This is a genomic window from Ochrobactrum sp. SSR, assembly GCF_030067775.1.
GTDB classification, from domain to species: domain Bacteria; phylum Pseudomonadota; class Alphaproteobacteria; order Rhizobiales; family Rhizobiaceae; genus Brucella; species Brucella teleogrylli.
Window position 1 is genome coordinate 378,999 of record NZ_CP125971.1, and the last position, 16,245, is coordinate 395,243.

Below are 16,245 nucleotides of genomic sequence, written 5' to 3' on the forward strand. Positions count from 1 at the left end.
ATGAGCAGCCCGAAATCCCCTAATTCCTGGCAGTATCGCGGCCTGAATATGGTCAATCCCGGCCTCGACCACCTTTCAAATGGCCTGATGCAACTCGTCGAAGCGGGGCATAATGTAGTCGCCGGCTCCGCCGACCTTCAATATTCCAATGGTTTAAACCGTTTTGCCGCCGCCCATCCCGACCGATATATTTCATTCGGCATCTCCGAGCAGAACATGGTTTCTGTCGCAGCAGGGATCGCCACCTGCGGCGTTACGCCCTTTGTGGCGACTTTCGCATCCTTTCTCGGACTTCTGACTTGCGAACAAATCCGCATGGATGTCGCCTATTCCGCGCAGCCGGTGCGGCTGGTCGGCCATCATACGGGTATTTCGCTGGGCTTCTACGGCACCTCGCATCATGCGACGGAAGATATCGGAACGATGCGTTCCATCGCCGATCTGGCCGTGGTTTCGCCGTCCGATGGGGCCCAGCTGGAAGCCGCAATCCGAGCTTCAGCCGATTGGGATCAGCCGATCTATTTCCGCATCGGGCGCGGTCGCGATCCGGTGGTTTATAGTGACGGCGCGAATTTCCAGTTCGGCAAGGCGCATGTTCACTCTCTCGGGGACGAACTGACAATCATCGCCTGCGGCATCACCGTTCATGCTGCGCTGGAAGCAGCAGTCGCACTCAACGCTGCTGGTCATTCGGTCGGTGTCATCGACATGGCTTCGATCAAGCCGCTGGACCGCGATGCCGTTCTTGAAGCCGCAGAACGATCCCGCTGCATCATGACGGTGGAAGAACACAATGTGCTCGGGGGCCTCGGCTCGGCTGTGGCAGAAGTGATTGCCGACGAGGGCAAGGGCGTGCGCCTGAAGCGCCATGGCATTTATGACGAATACGCGTTGATCGCTCCGCCGACGCATCTTTACGCACATTATAAGCTTGATGGGGCCGGTATTCACGAAGTCGCGGAATCCTTCATTCGCAAAGGTCAAATGGCATGAAAACGGCAGTCATCACAGGCGGCGGCACTGGTATCGGCCTGGCCACAAGCAGATTTCTGCTGTCGCAGGGCTGGCGGGTGATCGCTGGCGGCATGGACAAGGAAGAGCCCCTGCCCGAGGGGCTTGAGTTCATCCAAACGGATGTGACCAATACCGATGATCTTGACCGGTTGATGAACAGTGCCGAACGAATTGATGCGCTCATCAATTGCGCTGGTATCATTCGGCAGGCGCGCGAATGGCAGGCAGCTGAATTCCATAGGGTGCTTGAGGTCAATCTCACCGCCTCTCTGGCAGCAGCGACCGCAGCGCGGGAAAAGTTGCTGGCCGCAAAAGGCAGCATCGTCAACATCGCATCCATGTGGAGCTGGTTCGGTTCGGCCAACGCGCCCGCTTATGCCGCATCCAAGGGCGGCATAGTTGCACTGACGCGTTCCCTTGCCGTCGCGTGGGGACGTGAGGGAATACGCTGCAACGCCATTGCTCCGGGGTGGGTAAACACGCGGATGGGAGCAGGCGCTAAAAACGATCCATCGCGCGAGCCAGTTATCACAGCACGTATTCCGCTTGGACGCTGGGCGGAGCCTGAAGAAATCGCGGAGGTGATCGGTTTTCTGATCTCACCTGCCGCGCGTTATATCAATGGAGCGCTACTCCCGGTGGACGGCGGCTATTCCATCGCATGATAAAGGCCGTGCCTCGTCCATTACGGGGCACGGCACAACACCACTCAACGAGCGTTCTCGCTGTTCTTTTCTTCTATCCGGGCGACGAGTTCATTCGCCCATTGAATATCAGCCTGCATCGCATTGCGTGCTGCGTCAGGATCGTTGCGGCGCAAAGCCTCAATGAAGCGGAAATGCTGATGATCTTCGCCGGACAATTGCCTGACCGGCATTTCCTCGTGAAATGTACGCAGGAACGGCCCCATCAGTGTCCACATGTTTTCGCAAATCGTTTCGACATAGGGCAGCTCGGCGCGGCGCAAAATCAGAAAGTGAAACTCACGATTTGTCTGAGCGGCCTCGCGTGGGTCTTGTGCCGCCGCTGCGGTGAAACTCGCATTGAGCTTCTCGAATTCTTCTACAATCTCACCTGTGGCAGTTTGGCCGACGCGGAAGGCCGCCATTCCTTCCAGATTGTTGCGAATAGCCACAATCTCGCGCAGATCGCGCGGCGTCAAAACAGGCACCGCGACCGAGGTGGCGGCAACAAAATTCAAGGCCTGCTCCGAGGCCAAACGCATGATAGCTTCGCGCACCGGCGTAATCGATGTACCGTAAAGTTCGGCCACACCGCTAATCGTGAGACGCTCCCCCGGACGATATTCACCCTCCATGAGAGAGAGGCGCAGATTGCGATAAATCTGTTCCGACAGGTTCGCTTTAATGACTTGCTTCTGGACCATCCAAATCGCCTTTCATTTGGATATATCGCAGCAAAATCAAGCGATGGCCAGCCATAAAGTGGCATTACAACGCGGCAACCCATCGCGGACCACTGAGCGCAAACAAAGCACATTCGTTGAGTCTAAGTGCTCCAGTTTGGTTGAGCGCAATGCCTCTCTCTTATCATCAGTCTATAAACCACAACCTCTAACTTCCGCCGCGTCCACGACATGCCTGCACTAAAAATGATGGCTGACGAGAGCCGCACCCAGCCCCACCAGTATCGTGCCACACGCCTTTGGCACCATCCAACCCATCTTGTTACTGTGGAAGTGTCCGAAGGCGAGAGATGCAATAGCGACAGCTGCAACGTCGGCAGTTGAGAAAATCAAGTTTACGACGATGCCCAACACAAGGAACTGAAGCCAGAGCGGAATTTCGGTCGCCGGCTGCACGAATTGCGGCAGAAAAGTTAGGAAGAACAGCGCTGTCTTCGGGTTGAGAACTTCAACCACGATACTGTCGCGAAACGTTTTTGATACCGGACTTCCGGATTGATCGCCTTCTCTATTCCAATTAAAGAATAGGGCGAACCCCGACCAGATCAGATATCCGGCACCGGCAAACCTTATAATTGCGTAGATGATCGGTGCGTGTTCCATCAACGATGCAAGGCCTATCGTGGCAGCAACGATATGCACGTAACATCCCAGATGAACACCAAGAGCCGCCATCAGGCCAGCATTGCGACCGTGCGCAAGGGTTTGCGCGGTCATGTAAAGTATTGCTGGCCCTGGCACGCAAGCAAATGTCAACGTCGCAACAGCAAACGGTATCCATAAGTCCAGCGACGACATAATGGCTCCTCCCCATGGTCCAATGGCAGGAGTATTAGGCTTCGCTGAAACGCAATGATATACGGCAGGTGTCGTATTTAGACGGCAGGAATGCACGGATAATCTACTTTTGGTTAAAGCTTTTTAACGCGTGTCAATGCACATAAATGTCCCGATCACACCACTAACTTTGTTACCGCGACCACTTACGAACCGGTCAATGGGATGACATTAAAATCGTGGGCTCGATTTTAGCAATTCCCTGATATGGATTTGCATGAATCGCCAGGATCCACAGACATAAAGTTGCGCTGACCGTGTATATAAGCAGAGCCACAATTCCGGCTCGAACTCTGTCTGAATGTGTTGAAGAAATCGCAATTACTGTCATGATAGTGAGAGAAATAACCAAATACCATCTGTAGGAATCCACAGACGTCGTTCCAATAGAAAGCCTCATGCTTCTGGCATCTTGCAGAATATCAAGATCGCTTAATAAATACGAAATTACGGGACCTGGAATGTTTTCTTTGCTCATTTTCAATATCACGTCGCGGATGTCCTGCAGGGACTTTTCGACCGAGCCAGCTGGCTGCAGGTTTATGTTCTTCACCCATTCATCGTCTACGACAGCGTTCCTGTAGCGGATCAATACCTCTCGCAGAGGAGGTGCATCGATTTCTGGAGAATCGGCAATTCCAATCAATCGAATGATCGCGGAGCGCTCATCGCGTGTGGCTTGATTTGCTTTTGCGGTAATGGCCCATATGTCAGCCGCGACAAATCCGAGTGCAAGTGCCCAAGCCGTCGCCACTGTAGCGACAAATGCTCCGACTGGTATCGATAGAGGGTCACGTTCGGCATATTTTGCAAATATATGCAGCATCAGACGCCCAAACAGAAAAAACGCTCCCCCTAATGCAGCAAACGCAAGGAGAGACATTTGGACGGAGAGCGCAAATATCGTAACCATCTTAAAGGTGCCCCGTTTCTTTTTGACTTCCAATATTGTTGTTACGGTATAGAATACTAATCGCCAATAAAGATTACGATGCTATTAAGTTTGCGACCATAGTGGTACGGGCATTTCTTGGGAGAATAGCCATGCAAAAAAAGATTTCAGTCGCAGCAACCAGTGTGGTGTTACTTATCAGCTTGGTGAATTCCGCGTCAGGCGCGTCGATAGGCGGAGGGAATCCCCACCCTGTCAGCGATTACGTGTGCAAAGACGGCACTCATCTGGCTGTTCGTCTCCTCGGAGAGAGCGCTTCGGTATCTATCAACGGCAAACCCGCCATCGACCTGCCCTCCCAAGGGACAGATGGAACGACCTATTCCGACGGCCAGCAGACACTGGCGATAGTAGATGGTCGACTCTCATGGACCATAGGCCTGGCTGCGCCGATCGCTTGCACCGGCGGCTGAGCACCTACCCGGCCAACGGAGAGCACCGTAAGTTGAGAAGACAAATTTTATTTATAAGATGATTAATGTGTCAGTCGAGTTGACAGCTGGCTTCAATTTAAACGCGAACTTATAAGTTTATCTCGGCGCGCCGATTGCCGCAAACAATCTCGCCCATACAAGCAAGCAGCAAGATGCGTTGATAGACTCAACGTTTTAAAGCACCCACAAGTCAGAACTTCCGTATCCGCGCTTAAGTCTGGCAACAAACGCTCAAGACGCCCCTAGCTTCTTCCCGGCTATCTCGCAGCGTTGAATCACGTCCACCGGTGCTTCAAAATCAAAGTCGGCAACAGTCTCGTTCTCCGCAATTGCCTGCCCCAACACCTTGAACTCCTTGCCGCTCGCTCCCGGCTTTAAGCTGAACGCATGGGCTTTGAGATGAACTACTTTTCCGCGTACGAGGCTCTCCCCTTCCCCGCCTTTCGTCCTTATATCCCCATCAACCGTGATGGTACCAAACGGCTTTGACAGCTGGACCCCGATTGCGCCATCACCAAAGGTTGTGATGCTCTGGAATTCGGCATGGTTCAGCGTACCGTCATAAAGGTTGAATCCCCGCGCACCCAGACCATGCGTCTCGATAGGAGCTTGAATCTTGAGCGCGTTGATATCACCGAAATTCACGAACCCAATGCCGCTTGAACCGTAGGAAGTTATCGGGGCTTTTGCCGCCCAGGAATCGACAGCTCCCCAATTGTCGAGAACCATATCATTAGGACTATAAGTCGTCACCGAATCCTGATTGATAACGCTCAACGCGTTGACGCCGGAACCCACAAACACGCCACCCGTAATCAGATTGCCGGTGCCTTTTGGGATTCCACCGTCCGAATGGATTTCTCCCGTGGTGAGTTCGGTGAGTTCGATCACGCCGCCAGCTTCGGTTGGAGCCGGAGCCTTAGCCATGTCGGCATCAAAAGGAATATACGCTCCACCGAATATGAATATACCACTGCCCCGCAGAGGATTTTCTTTGCTGCCGCCCGAAAGATTATGGGCTTCCAGTGTCCAGCGGCTCGCTTTATTCTTCGAATTGTTGAGGACCGTCAATCCGCCAAGCAGAACTTCGACTCCGAATCCTGAAGGGCGATGCGCGGCAATTCGGGCGTCCGCCCTTTCAACATGAATGTCATCAAGCTTGATATGCGCTGCTAATGCGCCGGCTGCTTCCAGATGAAAACGGCCGACAGTTCTTATATTGTCAATCGTAATCGTACCGAGATCGGTGTTTTCATCAGCCAGACCGATGGCGATCTGAGTTTCATCCGTCACTATCCGCAAATCAGCGATCCGATGGTTCGCACTCAAGATCAGGCCCGGTTGCCCTTCCTTGAAACGCAGCTCGGCCGTGCCATCGACACCACGAAGCAACGTTCCCGATGACAATTTCAGGCTGGGAAGATTATCGATGACACCTTCAACCTCGATGCTCTTCGCATTTTCGTGAATGGCAAGCTGAATGTCGGCAGCATCTTTCACTCGTCGTGTATTATTAATCATGGAATACTCCTATTATTGTCGATGCCACAATTTTTCCGGACGCATTTCGCCGTTTACTTGCCATTTCAATTGAGGAAATAGACCTGCTGCCTAGATTTTCAAGTATTCAGGCGACAAATCCTTGACGGATTTCGCCCCCGCCAACAGCATGACGAGATTCAACTCTTGGTGCACGTGCTCAAGCACACTCTGCACGCCCGCAGCTCCACCCACTGCTGATCCGTAGAGAACAGGACGCCCAACGGCCACAGCAGAAGCTCCAAGGCAAAGGGCGCGGAATACATCAATACCACGGCGGATTCCGCTATCGAAAAGCACCGGCACGCGGTTGCCTACCGCATCGCTGACTTCCTTCAGCACACTGATGGCACCTGGAACGCCGTCGAGCTGGCGTCCACCGTGATTGGAGACCTGAATGGCGTCCGCACCCGCTTTGATCGCCGTATCCGCATCTGTTCCGCGCATAATCCCTTTGACGATGACCGGCAGTTTGGACACTGATTTGACCATACGAATGTCATCGGGAGTAAGATCGATCTTCTGATTTCTGAAATTACCAGTTCCGCCGTAACGCGGATCATGATTGCCAAAGCTGAATCCGGGTGGGAAAGGCTTGCCCAGTTCAATGAACGCATCGCTCGCGCCGGGCCCAAGAGCATCTGCTGTGATGATAATCGCGGAATAGCCGACGTTTCGTGCACGCTCAAGCAGACTTTGCGTCACATTAATGTCTGCGTTGAAGTAAAGCTGGAACCATTTGGGTCCTGTGGTCGCCTTGGCTATTTCTTCGAGTGGCCGGTTGGATGCACCCGACGATTGGTAAAGCGTACCAGCCGCTCCGGTGCCAGCGACAGCCGCAATCTCGGCTTCAGGATTAGCAAAAATTTGCGCGCCCATCGGGGCCACCATGATCGGAAACGGCAGTTTCTGGCCCAGAAGCTCCAAACCAAGATCAACATTATCAGCCGCGACACCAGCGAGACGGTGCGTTCGAATGGGGTAGTCGTTAAAGGCACGACGGTTTTCGCGCAGTGTCCATTCATCGCCCGATGCATGGGCGATGAATGCATAAGCAGGCTCACTCATGATGGCTTTTGCGCGTTGCTCAAGCAGGTCGAAGTTTACGATATCAATTTTTTTGTCCGTCGACCGTTTTGTTCCGCTCGCAGCGGCTGCAGCTTTGCTGGTATTCCCGGTCGCATGGGCAGCGCCGGACAGGGCAGCCAGCGCAAAACCCGCGCCGGCTCCCTGCAAAAGATTGCGTCTTGAGTGATTCATATGTTCTGCATCCTGTGTTTGGACCAACGGCTTGCCACCGCAGCCTTGAAAGACTGCTACCAGGCACCACGGCGGTGATTGCTAACCCAGCGATACATGCCGAGAATATTCAACGTCTTCATCGTGCTGAATGCTGTCCAGCTCTGAACCTCCGGACTGAATTTGACGTTGCGATAAAGTTCATCCCAGGACTGTCCAGCCCGCACGAGGTCGAGAACCTGCTGATGAAGATCGACGATGTAATTGCGTTCTGCAACGATGTCTTCTTTCTTCGCCGGGCTGTAATGACCGACATCGATTACATCGACGTCCTGCTTGATGACCCAATCAAGAGTTTCCACCCATCCATCATAATAGAAGTCGAGAAAGTCATTGTATGGCATGGACTTGCTTTCGCAGACATCCGTGCATTGCAGAGCTTTGTAGCCAGGGAAATAGACCATCACCATGCTGTTGGAATGGCTTGGCGCGACGCGGTGCAAACGCACCTCCTCCCCGCCCAATGTGATCGTCATATTCTCATCGAAAACTTTGTCAGGCACCGCCGTCGGAAGCTTTTCGCCAACGATGGGCTCGACTGCCCGTTGGTTGGCGATAACCGTGGCTCCGTCCTGCTGAAAAATCTGTCCACCACTGACGTGATCGGCATGGGCGTGGGTGTAGACCACATACTTCACCGGCACATTGAATCGCTTTTTGATTTCATCTTTGAGCCAGCCAGACGTGCAGCTCATCGCGGGGTCGATAACAAGTGCGCCTTCCTTGGTAACCAAAACCAGACCGCTATGGACAGCCAGTCCTGCACCGGTCGTATGACGGTAGAGATTACCCTTGACCTGTTCCAGGCTACGAGGAGTATCGGGGCAGGCTGCGCCGGTGAAATCGGGAAGAACCGCGCGATTGGCATAGGGCGTTTGATCGAGAATCACAGCATCATCACTGGCCGCCAGCGCAGCCGTGCCGGGCATCACTGCCAAGAGCAGCGCCACAAGTTTAGTCAAAGAAGGTTTCATCAATTATCCCCTTGAGGTGTTCGGCGAAGGGTATCTGCGGATACTGAATTGTCCTGAGCCCGATTGCTGCCCAACTTGAACAGCGGTTATCGGCCCGACATTACCGGCCGGAAGCTACCGCCCGTTTGATCTATCTGACAATTCGGATAATATTGATGATTATGAACAGTCCATTCGATAGAACGAAGAAACAACCCACCCTGGATCAGATCAATGTGTTCCTGGCCGTTGTCGAGGCGGGCGGCTTCTCCGCAGCGGCACGGCGGCTGCATCGGCAGCAATCGTCTGTCAGCTATACGATCGCTGCATTTGAGGCCCAATTGGGCGGTGTCGCGCTGTTCGATCGGGCAGCCCGCCGTCCCGTACTGACGGAAATCGGACGCGCGGTTCTGATCGATGCGAGGCGCATCGCGCAAGAAGTGGATGGTTTGAATGCCCGGATGGACGGGCTGCTGGCGGGTGTTGAGCCAAAGCTCTCCATTGTAGTCGATGCCATGCTTCCCGGACCTGCTCTTGTGGCCGCTCTTCGCGATCTGCGTACCGAGTTTCCCAAACTTGCTGTGCAGTTGAGGACGGAGGTTCTAGGTGGTGTCCCGGCAGCCGTTCTGGACGGATCAGCCAATATCGGAATCAGTGGACCGCTTTTTTATCGTATCGACCGGCTGGATCAGGTTCGTATCGGTCAGACCAGTCTTATCCCTGCGTGCGCGCCGAACCATGAACTTGCAAAAATGCCGGGACCAATTAGCAACAGGCAGGCGCGAGCTTTTACCCAATTGGTTTTGACAGACCGCTCGGAAATGTCCAAAGGCCAGGACTTTGCCGTATTGTCACCAGACACAATCCGGGTTTCGGATATCCAGGCCAAATACTGGTTGGCGCTGTCTGGCCTTGGATGGGGTAACCTCCCCTTGTGCCTCATCAAGGATGATCTTGCAGCAGGCCGATTGCACGAGGTTAAACTGGCGGAATGGCATAGAAGGCCCTATCCCTTCCACACAGTTCATTCCATTGACGCACCGCCCGGTCCGGCTGCCCTACGCTTTGCAGAATATCTTGAGAGACATTTGACCGAAGATTAGCCTTCGTGCTGGCATCTACACTTCTCAATAAATTCCAGCGCTGAAAAACTTGCAGTAATACGCACGAGCGTCCGCATCGGCTGCGATTGTTCCCTTTGTCTTCATGATCGCGATACAGGACGCGGAAATCGCCGCGAGCGCATAGCCAAACTCCAAAGCGACGAAAAGCTAAATAGTGAAATTTTTGCACGAGAAAAATCGACCCGGACGACAGTTTCCTGAAGATTACATTTGCAGCTATATCAAAATTAGCTTGCATATCATTATGTGTTGATATTGTCACAGGTTATATGCGAACTAATACTGTCATAAAACTGATAATTGAAAATGAATGTATTCGATGTTTTTTTTGATTTCGCAAATACAACTACTCCAGGTGACGAATCATGAAAATCACTACACTTCTGATTTCTTCCGCAGCGGGGATCATATCTTTGCCAGCATTTGCCGCCGATGCAATTGTTGCTCCAGAGCCGGAAGCCGTTGAATATGTTCGCGTTTGCGATGCTTACGGCGCGGGCTATTTTTACATTCCAGGTACCGAAACCTGCCTGCGCGTCAGCGGCTATGTCCGTTATGACGTGAAGGGTGGCGACGACGCCTATACAGGCTTTGATCGCAAGGGCTGGGACAAGGGCGCCCGCTTCACGCTGCGCACCCACACCGCGACCGAAACCGAACTGGGCACGCTCAAGTCCTATACCGAAACCCGCTTCAACTACACGGCCGACAATTCCGGCTGGGATGGCGAGTATGGCTCCGCGTCGAGCGGTGTCGACAATCGTCGCGCCTATATCGAACTTGGCGGCTTCCGCGTCGGTATCGACGAATCGGCCTTCCACACCTTCACCGGTTACCTCGGCGATATCATCAACGATGACGTGATCGCAGCTGGCAGCTACACCACGGGCCAGATCTCCTACACCTTCAACGCTGGCAATGGTTTCTCGGCCCTTATCGCAGCCGAACAGGGTGGCAGCAGCTACACGATTGACGGCTACACTCCGCACCTTCTCGGCGGCTTGAAGTACAAGGCTGGCTGGGGCTCGATCGCAGCTGTCGTGGCTTACGATTCCGTTCTCGAAGACTGGAATGCGAAGCTTCGTGGTGATGTGAACATCACCGAAAGGTTCTCGGTCTGGGTACAGGGCGGCTATTCGTCGGAAGAAACCCCAGATCAGAATTACGGCCAGTGGGGCGGCGAATGGGTTGTCTGGGGCGGCGCGAAGTTCAAGGCAACCGAGAAGGCCACAATCAATATTCAGGGCGCTTACGAAGATTGGGGCAAGACCGCAATTGCTGCAAACGTGGCTTATCAGCTGGTTCCTGGCTTCACCATCACCCCGGAAATTGCCTACACCAAGTGGGATAGCGATCATCCGCTGCGTGAAGCAGGCCTCGTTGGCTCCGATGGCCTTCAGGGCACAATCCGCTTCCAGCGTTCTTTCTGACTATTTGGCGTGAAGCGCAATAATTTCGGAAGTAACATTTGACAAATTCAAGATAAGATTGAATATTGAAGCTGTGATAATCTGACCTCCAATCACGATTACATCACACCAACTAACAGCGACAGATTACTTCTGTCGCTGTTTTTTTTTGTTTATATTAAAAATTAGATTCCATATCGCAGCATCACATAAATTCACAAATATTACTATTAGCTGACATAATGTTGGATGTTTCATTGCAACATCGATTGACAGAACAAAATTGAAATCGAATTTGGTAATTGTCCGGAAAGGATATTAATGCTCTTTGGCATCATTGTTCGAATACAATGAAAGGTCAAAGTCATGAAAATAAAGTCGTTCCTGATTGCTTCCGCTGCGGTCGTGACATCAGTTCCGGCATTTGCTGCCGATGCAATCGTTGCTCCAGAACCTGAAGCTGTTGAATATGTTCGCGTCTGCGATGCTTACGGCGCTGGCTACTTCTACATTCCGGGCACCGAAACCTGCCTGCGCATCAGCGGCTATGTCCGCTACGAAGTAAAGGGCGGCGACAATCCTTATTCCGGCGTTGACCGTGAAGGCTGGGACAAGAGCCTGCGCTTTACGCTGCGCACCTCGACGGCTTCGGAAACTGAACTTGGCACCCTGAAGACCTTCACCGAAACCCGCTTCAATTACTCGGCCGACAATTCCGGCTGGGATGGCCGCTACGGTGAAGCGAGCGATGACGTCGAACTTCGCATGGCCTATATTGAACTTGGTGGTCTCAAGGTTGGTATCGACGAATCGGAATTCCACACCTTCACTGGCTATCTCGGCGACATCATCAACGATGACGTGGTCTCGGCTGGTGCCTATCGTACCGGCAAAATCGCCTACACCTTCGCGGCAGGCAACGGCTTCTCGGCTGTGGTCGCTCTCGAACAGGGCGGCGATGACGATGGCGGTTACTCGAACGGCGTCCACGACTATGCAATCGACGGCTACATGCCGCATGTGGTCGGCGGCCTGAAATATGCAGGCGGCTGGGGCTCGATCGCCGGCGTCGTAGCTTACGACGCCGTTATTGAAGAATGGTCCACGAAGGTTCGTGGCGACGTCAACATCACCGACCGTTTTGGCCTCTGGCTTCAGGGCGCCTACTCTTCGGAAGCAAGCCCAGATCAGATGTACGGTCAGTGGGGCGGCGAATGGGCTGTCTGGGGTGGCCTGAAATACGCACTGACGCAGAAGGCAACGTTCAACCTCCAGGGTGCAACCGACGACTGGGGTAAAACTGCCGTTGCTGCCAACGTAGCCTATGAACTCGTCCCTGGCTTCACGATCACGCCTGAAGTCACCTACACCAAGTTCGGCGGCGATTGGAAGCGTTACGAAGCTGTCGTCAATGACAACAACGTAAATGATGCATGGGGCGGCACGATCCGCTTCCAGCGTTCGTTCTAAGCTGCTTTCTGAGAAAACAGCGACAGGTCATAACAGGCGATCAATGATGACGAAGGCTTAGACGTCATATATTCATCGATGTAGTGACAACCAAAGCAGCGGCGACCACGTCATCCGGTCGCCGCTGTTTTTTTGAGTTGATAACCAGACAGACGACAGGTGATTGGCAGGACAGAGGCCCGCGGTCGATTCACTTGCGAGCCTACCGATCCGTCCCACGTTCTCGCAGGTCGTCCAATTTTCGCTATGTCAACTGTTCAAGCGAACGCACTATATTCGCATTCGAACAATGCGATTTTTAAGACATGATTTCACTAAATCCTGTCGAAAACAACAAATATTAAATATAAAATTTATATAATTCACATTTCGAGATAAATTTTCGAAGCGAATAGAAATCTTGTATATATATTATCATAAGTAATTTCCGTAATTTACCTTTATTTGCAATAACCTGATATTTCGCCTCTGCCCTTTATTCTCCCTGATGCTCTGATTGTCGAAAACTATGCGATGATCGTCATATTAGGGCTAGTCGATACGATTACTGGCATGGGAATTCCGTACATTGCCAGCGTCTTTGGCATATTCCTGTTACGTCAGACATTCAAATCTGTACCCGCCGAATTGGAGGATGCAGCGCGGGTCGATGGATGCGCGTGGCTGAGCGTCCTTTGGCGCGTCTACGTACGGCAGCTAAGTCCACCTAGCTGGCTTATGCTCTGGTCTCGGTTGCCACCCACTGGAACAATTTTCTCTGGCCACTGATCGTCACCGACACACCCGGAAAAAGACCGCTTACGGTAAGGCTGTCGCTGTTTGGATCGCCTGAAAGCGGCGTGGATATTTCAACCATCAGCGCCGCGACCATTATGGTCATTGCGCCATTGGTTATAGCCTTTTTGATTTTTCAGCGCCAATTTGTGCAAGCATTCCTCAGAGCAGGAATTAGGTGAATGACCAAGCGAACGTGGTTGAGTGCCAAACAAGCCATGCATCCCCACTATCTTCTCCAAGGGAGCATACCCGCTAATTTTTTACCTTTTATTTCGACCTTAAAGGTCTCGTACTCAAAGATTATATGTCGGCATCAAACCTATAATGCGAGAGCGTCATCTCCGTCAAAACATTAAAACCACTTCGATGTTCTCTGACATTTTCATAAACTCTCCAATTGCAAATGCTTATCATATTCATTTAACATATTGATATTGCTTGACAATTTTTTCAGTTGCAAATAGGAAATCCGCATCGGGGAGTAGCCACCACCGAAGTGCAGCCCATTGAGGCAATGCCAAGATCAAGTGGGGTCACGTCAACACAATCGCTGAAAAGCGTGGCGCGACCAGCCGTTTAACGGCCCGGCAAGACCGTGGTATCAGCCATCCGCCGACGGACGGATGGCCTTTGTTGCCCGGCCAATCCTCCGTCTGAGCAGACATGATGTCCCCCATCACGGTATTTTTTCTTTCCGTCAGTATGTCGGTCGATGCTTTTGCGGTCTCTATTGGGCGCGGTACTGCCTTGAACCGTCCTCGACTTTCCGAGGCCTTGCGCACCGGCATCGTCTTTGGCGTTGTTGAAGCCATCACCCCGTTTCTCGGCTGGGTAGCCGGTGTACTAGCTAGCGACTGGGTTTCCCATGTCGATCACTGGCTGGCATTCGGGCTTTTGTCGGCAGTTGGTCTGCATATGCTTTATACAGTCATCTGGCCCAAGGATGACGACGGAGAGACACCTCAGGGAGGTTCGTTCCTCGTTTTGCTCGCAACGGCGCTTGGTACGAGCATCGATGCCATGGCTGTCGGTCTGTCGCTGGCCTTTATCGGTATCAACTTGCAGGGCATCATCGTGATTTCAGTGGCCATCGGTCTTGCGACATTCATCATGTCCACGATGGGCCTGATTATCGGCAAGGCAATCGGAGCCAGGTTCGGCAAGTTTGCCGAAGTGGCGGCGGCTGTTGTGCTTTGTGCTTTAGGCACGTCCATCCTCGTTGAACATCTTTCGGCATAGGTTTTCAGGGCGCGGAAATTTTCCGCACACGACTGTAATGATGGGGGAGGCGCAGCCCTCCATCATTTGAGAGCGGCCCTTGTGGGATGCTTTCACAAATTTTCCATTCGGAGTTGCCCTTTCCATAAAACATGACTAAAGAACTCATATTTCTGAATGTGTCTTTGGATCAGGTATATGTCTCCGTTGAATGCCGTTTTTGAACGTTTCTTTGTACGGGAACGCTCGCGCCTGAAACGGTTTGCCATAAAACTTCTCGGCAATGCCCACGATGCCGACGACATTCTGCAAGAGACCTACATCAAGCTCTCTTCCCGCGAACTTTCAGACGGCGACAGAGGCCTGGTGGTTCGCACTCTGACGACATTGGCCATCGATCACATTCGCACTCGCAATGTTCATGACGCAGGCGGCAAGGCAGCGAGCGACGAGGTCTTCGTGGAGCACATTCAGCCTGAACGCATCGTTTCGTCAAAACATGATCTCGCCGTTCTACTCGACGCGATCAATCATCTTCCGCGCCGCCGTGCAAAAATCTTCCTGCTCGCACGTGTAGACGGCATGACTTATGGACAAATTGCCCAAACACTTCACGTTTCACTCAGCACCGTCGAGAAAGAAATGGCTGCCGCCATAGCTTTTTGCCATAAGTGGCAGCAGTCACATGGCTGATTGCGATTCATCTCTTCTAACTTTAAATAGCAAGACTATGTTGGAATCTGGCAACCACGAAAAGTCGAAAGACGTAGCGATTGATGACGCCGCGACGTGGTTTGTCCGTATGAGCAGCCACCCAGTACCGGACGATACAAAGCGCTCGTTTCAATTGTGGCTTCAAGAAAGCCCTGCCAACCGGGACGCCTATGACAGCATTTGCAAACTTTGGGGCGAGTTGAAAGCACCGGCTCAAATTGTAGCCCGATCAAGCCGTCGCGGCTTGGGTTGGGTTGAACGCTTTTTCTCTCAACAGACCTTGAAATGGGCGCTCTCTGCATCTGTAGTGGCACTGGTCGTTGGCGCAGGCGCAATCTGGCGCGATGAAGGTTTGATCGCCCGGGGATTTGCCGACTATGCCGCATCGCCCGGAACCCAGAACGAAGTTGTGCTCTCGGATGGGACCAGAGTCTATATGGACGGCGACAGCGCCATCGACACGACGTTTTTGACAGGTGAGCGCCACATTAGATTGATCCGCGGTCGCGCGTGGTTTGATGTCGCTCGTGATGAAGATCGACCGTTCTATGTCGAAACACAGAACGCAACAGTTGGCGTTCTTGGGACAGTCTTTACCGTCGACATTGGAAATAATGACTCAACAAAGGTCAGCGTCGAGAGCGGCACGGTATTTGTTCGCTCCGCAGTTGGCGAACAAATCAAGCTTGGAGCGGGCAATGGTACGGCGGTTTCGTCCCGTGGTTTTCAAAAGCTCGAAAATGCCGACATAGACACAATGAATGCCTGGCGGCGCGGGCTTATCATTATGAACCAGACCCCTCTTCGAACCGTTTTGTCAGAAGTTTCACGCTATACAACAGGCCGAATTGTCGTCTCGGACGAAACCCTCAATGATCTTCAGCTTTCTGGCGTCTTCCGCACGGATGATGCCGATGCAATATTCACGGCACTCCACTCAGTACTTGACCTGAAAGTCAGAAGAATTCCAGGTCTGCTGACGATTATCTACCGCTGAGATATTTCCAATAGAAATTGCAGATTATTTTTACGGGTTTTGCCGATCTCGTCCGTTCTTTGCATGAAGGGCTTCATGCTCA

15 protein-coding genes and 1 pseudogene are annotated in these 16,245 nt (G+C 52.5%); 10 read left to right on the forward strand and 6 right to left on the reverse strand.

The genetic code is table 11. The features are described 5' to 3' along the window. Positions 1-993, forward strand: a complete 993-nt coding sequence (locus QLQ11_RS19175) for a transketolase family protein (RefSeq protein WP_283735695.1) — start codon at positions 1-3, stop codon at positions 991-993. Beyond that, positions 990-1,679, forward strand: a complete 690-nt coding sequence (locus QLQ11_RS19180; protein ID WP_283735694.1) for an SDR family NAD(P)-dependent oxidoreductase — start codon at positions 990-992, stop codon at positions 1,677-1,679. Before QLQ11_RS19175 ends, QLQ11_RS19180 begins: the two co-directional genes overlap by 4 nt. A 44-nt stretch (positions 1,680-1,723) precedes the next feature. On the opposite strand, the gene QLQ11_RS19185 is transcribed toward QLQ11_RS19180, so the two are convergent. From QLQ11_RS19185 to QLQ11_RS19195, 3 genes are all read right to left on the reverse strand, one after another. Continuing rightward, positions 1,724-2,401 (reverse strand): GntR family transcriptional regulator, encoded by a 678-nt coding sequence (locus QLQ11_RS19185; protein WP_283735693.1) that lies wholly within the window; start codon positions 2,399-2,401, stop codon positions 1,724-1,726. Between the two features lie 219 nt (positions 2,402-2,620). Beyond that, positions 2,621-3,238, reverse strand: a complete 618-nt coding sequence (locus QLQ11_RS19190; protein WP_109366219.1) for a LysE family translocator — start codon at positions 3,236-3,238, stop codon at positions 2,621-2,623. A 196-nt stretch (positions 3,239-3,434) separates the two neighbouring features. Then, positions 3,435-4,190, reverse strand: a complete 756-nt coding sequence (locus QLQ11_RS19195; protein WP_283735692.1) for a hypothetical protein — start codon at positions 4,188-4,190, stop codon at positions 3,435-3,437. Positions 4,191-4,321: 131 nt separating this feature from the next. Between QLQ11_RS19195 and QLQ11_RS19200 the strand changes: the two genes are divergently transcribed. Further along, positions 4,322-4,642: a hypothetical protein gene (locus tag QLQ11_RS19200; protein WP_171317732.1), complete on the forward strand. Its 321-nt coding sequence runs from the start codon at positions 4,322-4,324 to the stop codon at positions 4,640-4,642. A gap of 252 nt (positions 4,643-4,894) precedes the next feature. Here QLQ11_RS19200 and QLQ11_RS19205 read toward each other — a convergent pair whose 3' ends face one another. From QLQ11_RS19205 to QLQ11_RS19215, 3 genes are all read right to left on the reverse strand, one after another. Next, a complete protein-coding gene (locus QLQ11_RS19205; RefSeq protein WP_283735691.1) occupies positions 4,895-6,184 on the reverse strand; it encodes a hypothetical protein in 1,290 nt (429 codons plus the stop codon). A gap of 90 nt (positions 6,185-6,274) precedes the next feature. After that, the gene (locus QLQ11_RS19210; RefSeq protein ID WP_371836061.1) at positions 6,275-7,462 is read right to left on the reverse strand and encodes an alpha-hydroxy-acid oxidizing protein; all 1,188 of its coding nucleotides are present in this window, start codon (positions 7,460-7,462) and stop codon (positions 6,275-6,277) included. A 56-nt stretch (positions 7,463-7,518) separates the two neighbouring features. Then, complete coding sequence (locus QLQ11_RS19215; RefSeq protein ID WP_283735689.1) at positions 7,519-8,475, reverse strand: MBL fold metallo-hydrolase; 957 nt, start codon at positions 8,473-8,475, stop codon at positions 7,519-7,521. A gap of 155 nt (positions 8,476-8,630) precedes the next feature. On the opposite strand from QLQ11_RS19215, the gene QLQ11_RS19220 reads away from it, so the two are divergent. The 7 genes and pseudogenes from QLQ11_RS19220 to QLQ11_RS19250 all read left to right on the forward strand — a co-directional run bounded on the left by QLQ11_RS19220 (position 8,631) and on the right by QLQ11_RS19250 (position 16,163). Beyond that, positions 8,631-9,557 (forward strand): LysR family transcriptional regulator, encoded by a 927-nt coding sequence (locus QLQ11_RS19220; protein ID WP_283735688.1) that lies wholly within the window; start codon positions 8,631-8,633, stop codon positions 9,555-9,557. 386 nt (positions 9,558-9,943) lie between these two features. Next, entirely contained in the window at positions 9,944-11,008 is a 1,065-nt protein-coding gene (locus QLQ11_RS19225; protein ID WP_140025644.1) for a porin, read from the forward strand. 345 nt (positions 11,009-11,353) lie between these two features. Then, on the forward strand, positions 11,354-12,457 hold the full coding sequence (locus QLQ11_RS19230) for a porin (protein WP_283735686.1): 1,104 nt from the start codon (positions 11,354-11,356) through the stop codon (positions 12,455-12,457). 477 nt (positions 12,458-12,934) lie between these two features. Continuing rightward, a pseudogene (locus QLQ11_RS19235) lies at positions 12,935-13,413 on the forward strand (carbohydrate ABC transporter permease); the annotation flags it as partial. 487 nt (positions 13,414-13,900) lie between these two features. Continuing rightward, the gene (locus tag QLQ11_RS19240; protein WP_283735738.1) at positions 13,901-14,473 is read left to right on the forward strand and encodes a manganese efflux pump MntP family protein; all 573 of its coding nucleotides are present in this window, start codon (positions 13,901-13,903) and stop codon (positions 14,471-14,473) included. Positions 14,474-14,650: 177 nt separating this feature from the next. After that, the gene (locus QLQ11_RS19245) at positions 14,651-15,145 is read left to right on the forward strand and encodes an RNA polymerase sigma factor (RefSeq protein ID WP_283735685.1); all 495 of its coding nucleotides are present in this window, start codon (positions 14,651-14,653) and stop codon (positions 15,143-15,145) included. Further along, the gene (locus tag QLQ11_RS19250) at positions 15,138-16,163 is read left to right on the forward strand and encodes a FecR domain-containing protein (RefSeq protein ID WP_283735684.1); all 1,026 of its coding nucleotides are present in this window, start codon (positions 15,138-15,140) and stop codon (positions 16,161-16,163) included. Before QLQ11_RS19245 ends, QLQ11_RS19250 begins: the two co-directional genes overlap by 8 nt. The last annotated feature ends 82 nt before the right edge of the window (positions 16,164-16,245 follow it).

What these genes read in the sequence shown, in the direction of transcription:
- QLQ11_RS19175 (WP_283735695.1), top strand. Translation starts at nt 1, where the DNA reads ATGAGCAGCCCGAAATCCCCTAATTCCTGGCAGTATCGCGGCCTGAAT.
- QLQ11_RS19180 (WP_283735694.1), top strand. Translation starts at nt 990, where the DNA reads ATGAAAACGGCAGTCATCACAGGCGGCGGCACTGGTATCGGCCTGGCC.
- QLQ11_RS19185 (WP_283735693.1), bottom strand. Translation starts at nt 2,401, where the DNA reads ATGGTCCAGAAGCAAGTCATTAAAGCGAACCTGTCGGAACAGATTTAT.
- QLQ11_RS19190 (WP_109366219.1), bottom strand. Translation starts at nt 3,238, where the DNA reads ATGTCGTCGCTGGACTTATGGATACCGTTTGCTGTTGCGACGTTGACA.
- QLQ11_RS19195 (WP_283735692.1), bottom strand. Translation starts at nt 4,190, where the DNA reads ATGGTTACGATATTTGCGCTCTCCGTCCAAATGTCTCTCCTTGCGTTT.
- QLQ11_RS19200 (WP_171317732.1), top strand. Translation starts at nt 4,322, where the DNA reads ATGCAAAAAAAGATTTCAGTCGCAGCAACCAGTGTGGTGTTACTTATC.
- QLQ11_RS19205 (WP_283735691.1), bottom strand. Translation starts at nt 6,184, where the DNA reads ATGATTAATAATACACGACGAGTGAAAGATGCTGCCGACATTCAGCTT.
- QLQ11_RS19210 (WP_371836061.1), bottom strand. Translation starts at nt 7,462, where the DNA reads ATGAATCACTCAAGACGCAATCTTTTGCAGGGAGCCGGCGCGGGTTTT.
- QLQ11_RS19215 (WP_283735689.1), bottom strand. Translation starts at nt 8,475, where the DNA reads ATGAAACCTTCTTTGACTAAACTTGTGGCGCTGCTCTTGGCAGTGATG.
- QLQ11_RS19220 (WP_283735688.1), top strand. Translation starts at nt 8,631, where the DNA reads ATGATTATGAACAGTCCATTCGATAGAACGAAGAAACAACCCACCCTG.
- QLQ11_RS19225 (WP_140025644.1), top strand. Translation starts at nt 9,944, where the DNA reads ATGAAAATCACTACACTTCTGATTTCTTCCGCAGCGGGGATCATATCT.
- QLQ11_RS19230 (WP_283735686.1), top strand. Translation starts at nt 11,354, where the DNA reads ATGAAAATAAAGTCGTTCCTGATTGCTTCCGCTGCGGTCGTGACATCA.
- QLQ11_RS19240 (WP_283735738.1), top strand. Translation starts at nt 13,901, where the DNA reads ATGTCCCCCATCACGGTATTTTTTCTTTCCGTCAGTATGTCGGTCGAT.
- QLQ11_RS19245 (WP_283735685.1), top strand. Translation starts at nt 14,651, where the DNA reads ATGTCTCCGTTGAATGCCGTTTTTGAACGTTTCTTTGTACGGGAACGC.
- QLQ11_RS19250 (WP_283735684.1), top strand. Translation starts at nt 15,138, where the DNA reads ATGGCTGATTGCGATTCATCTCTTCTAACTTTAAATAGCAAGACTATG.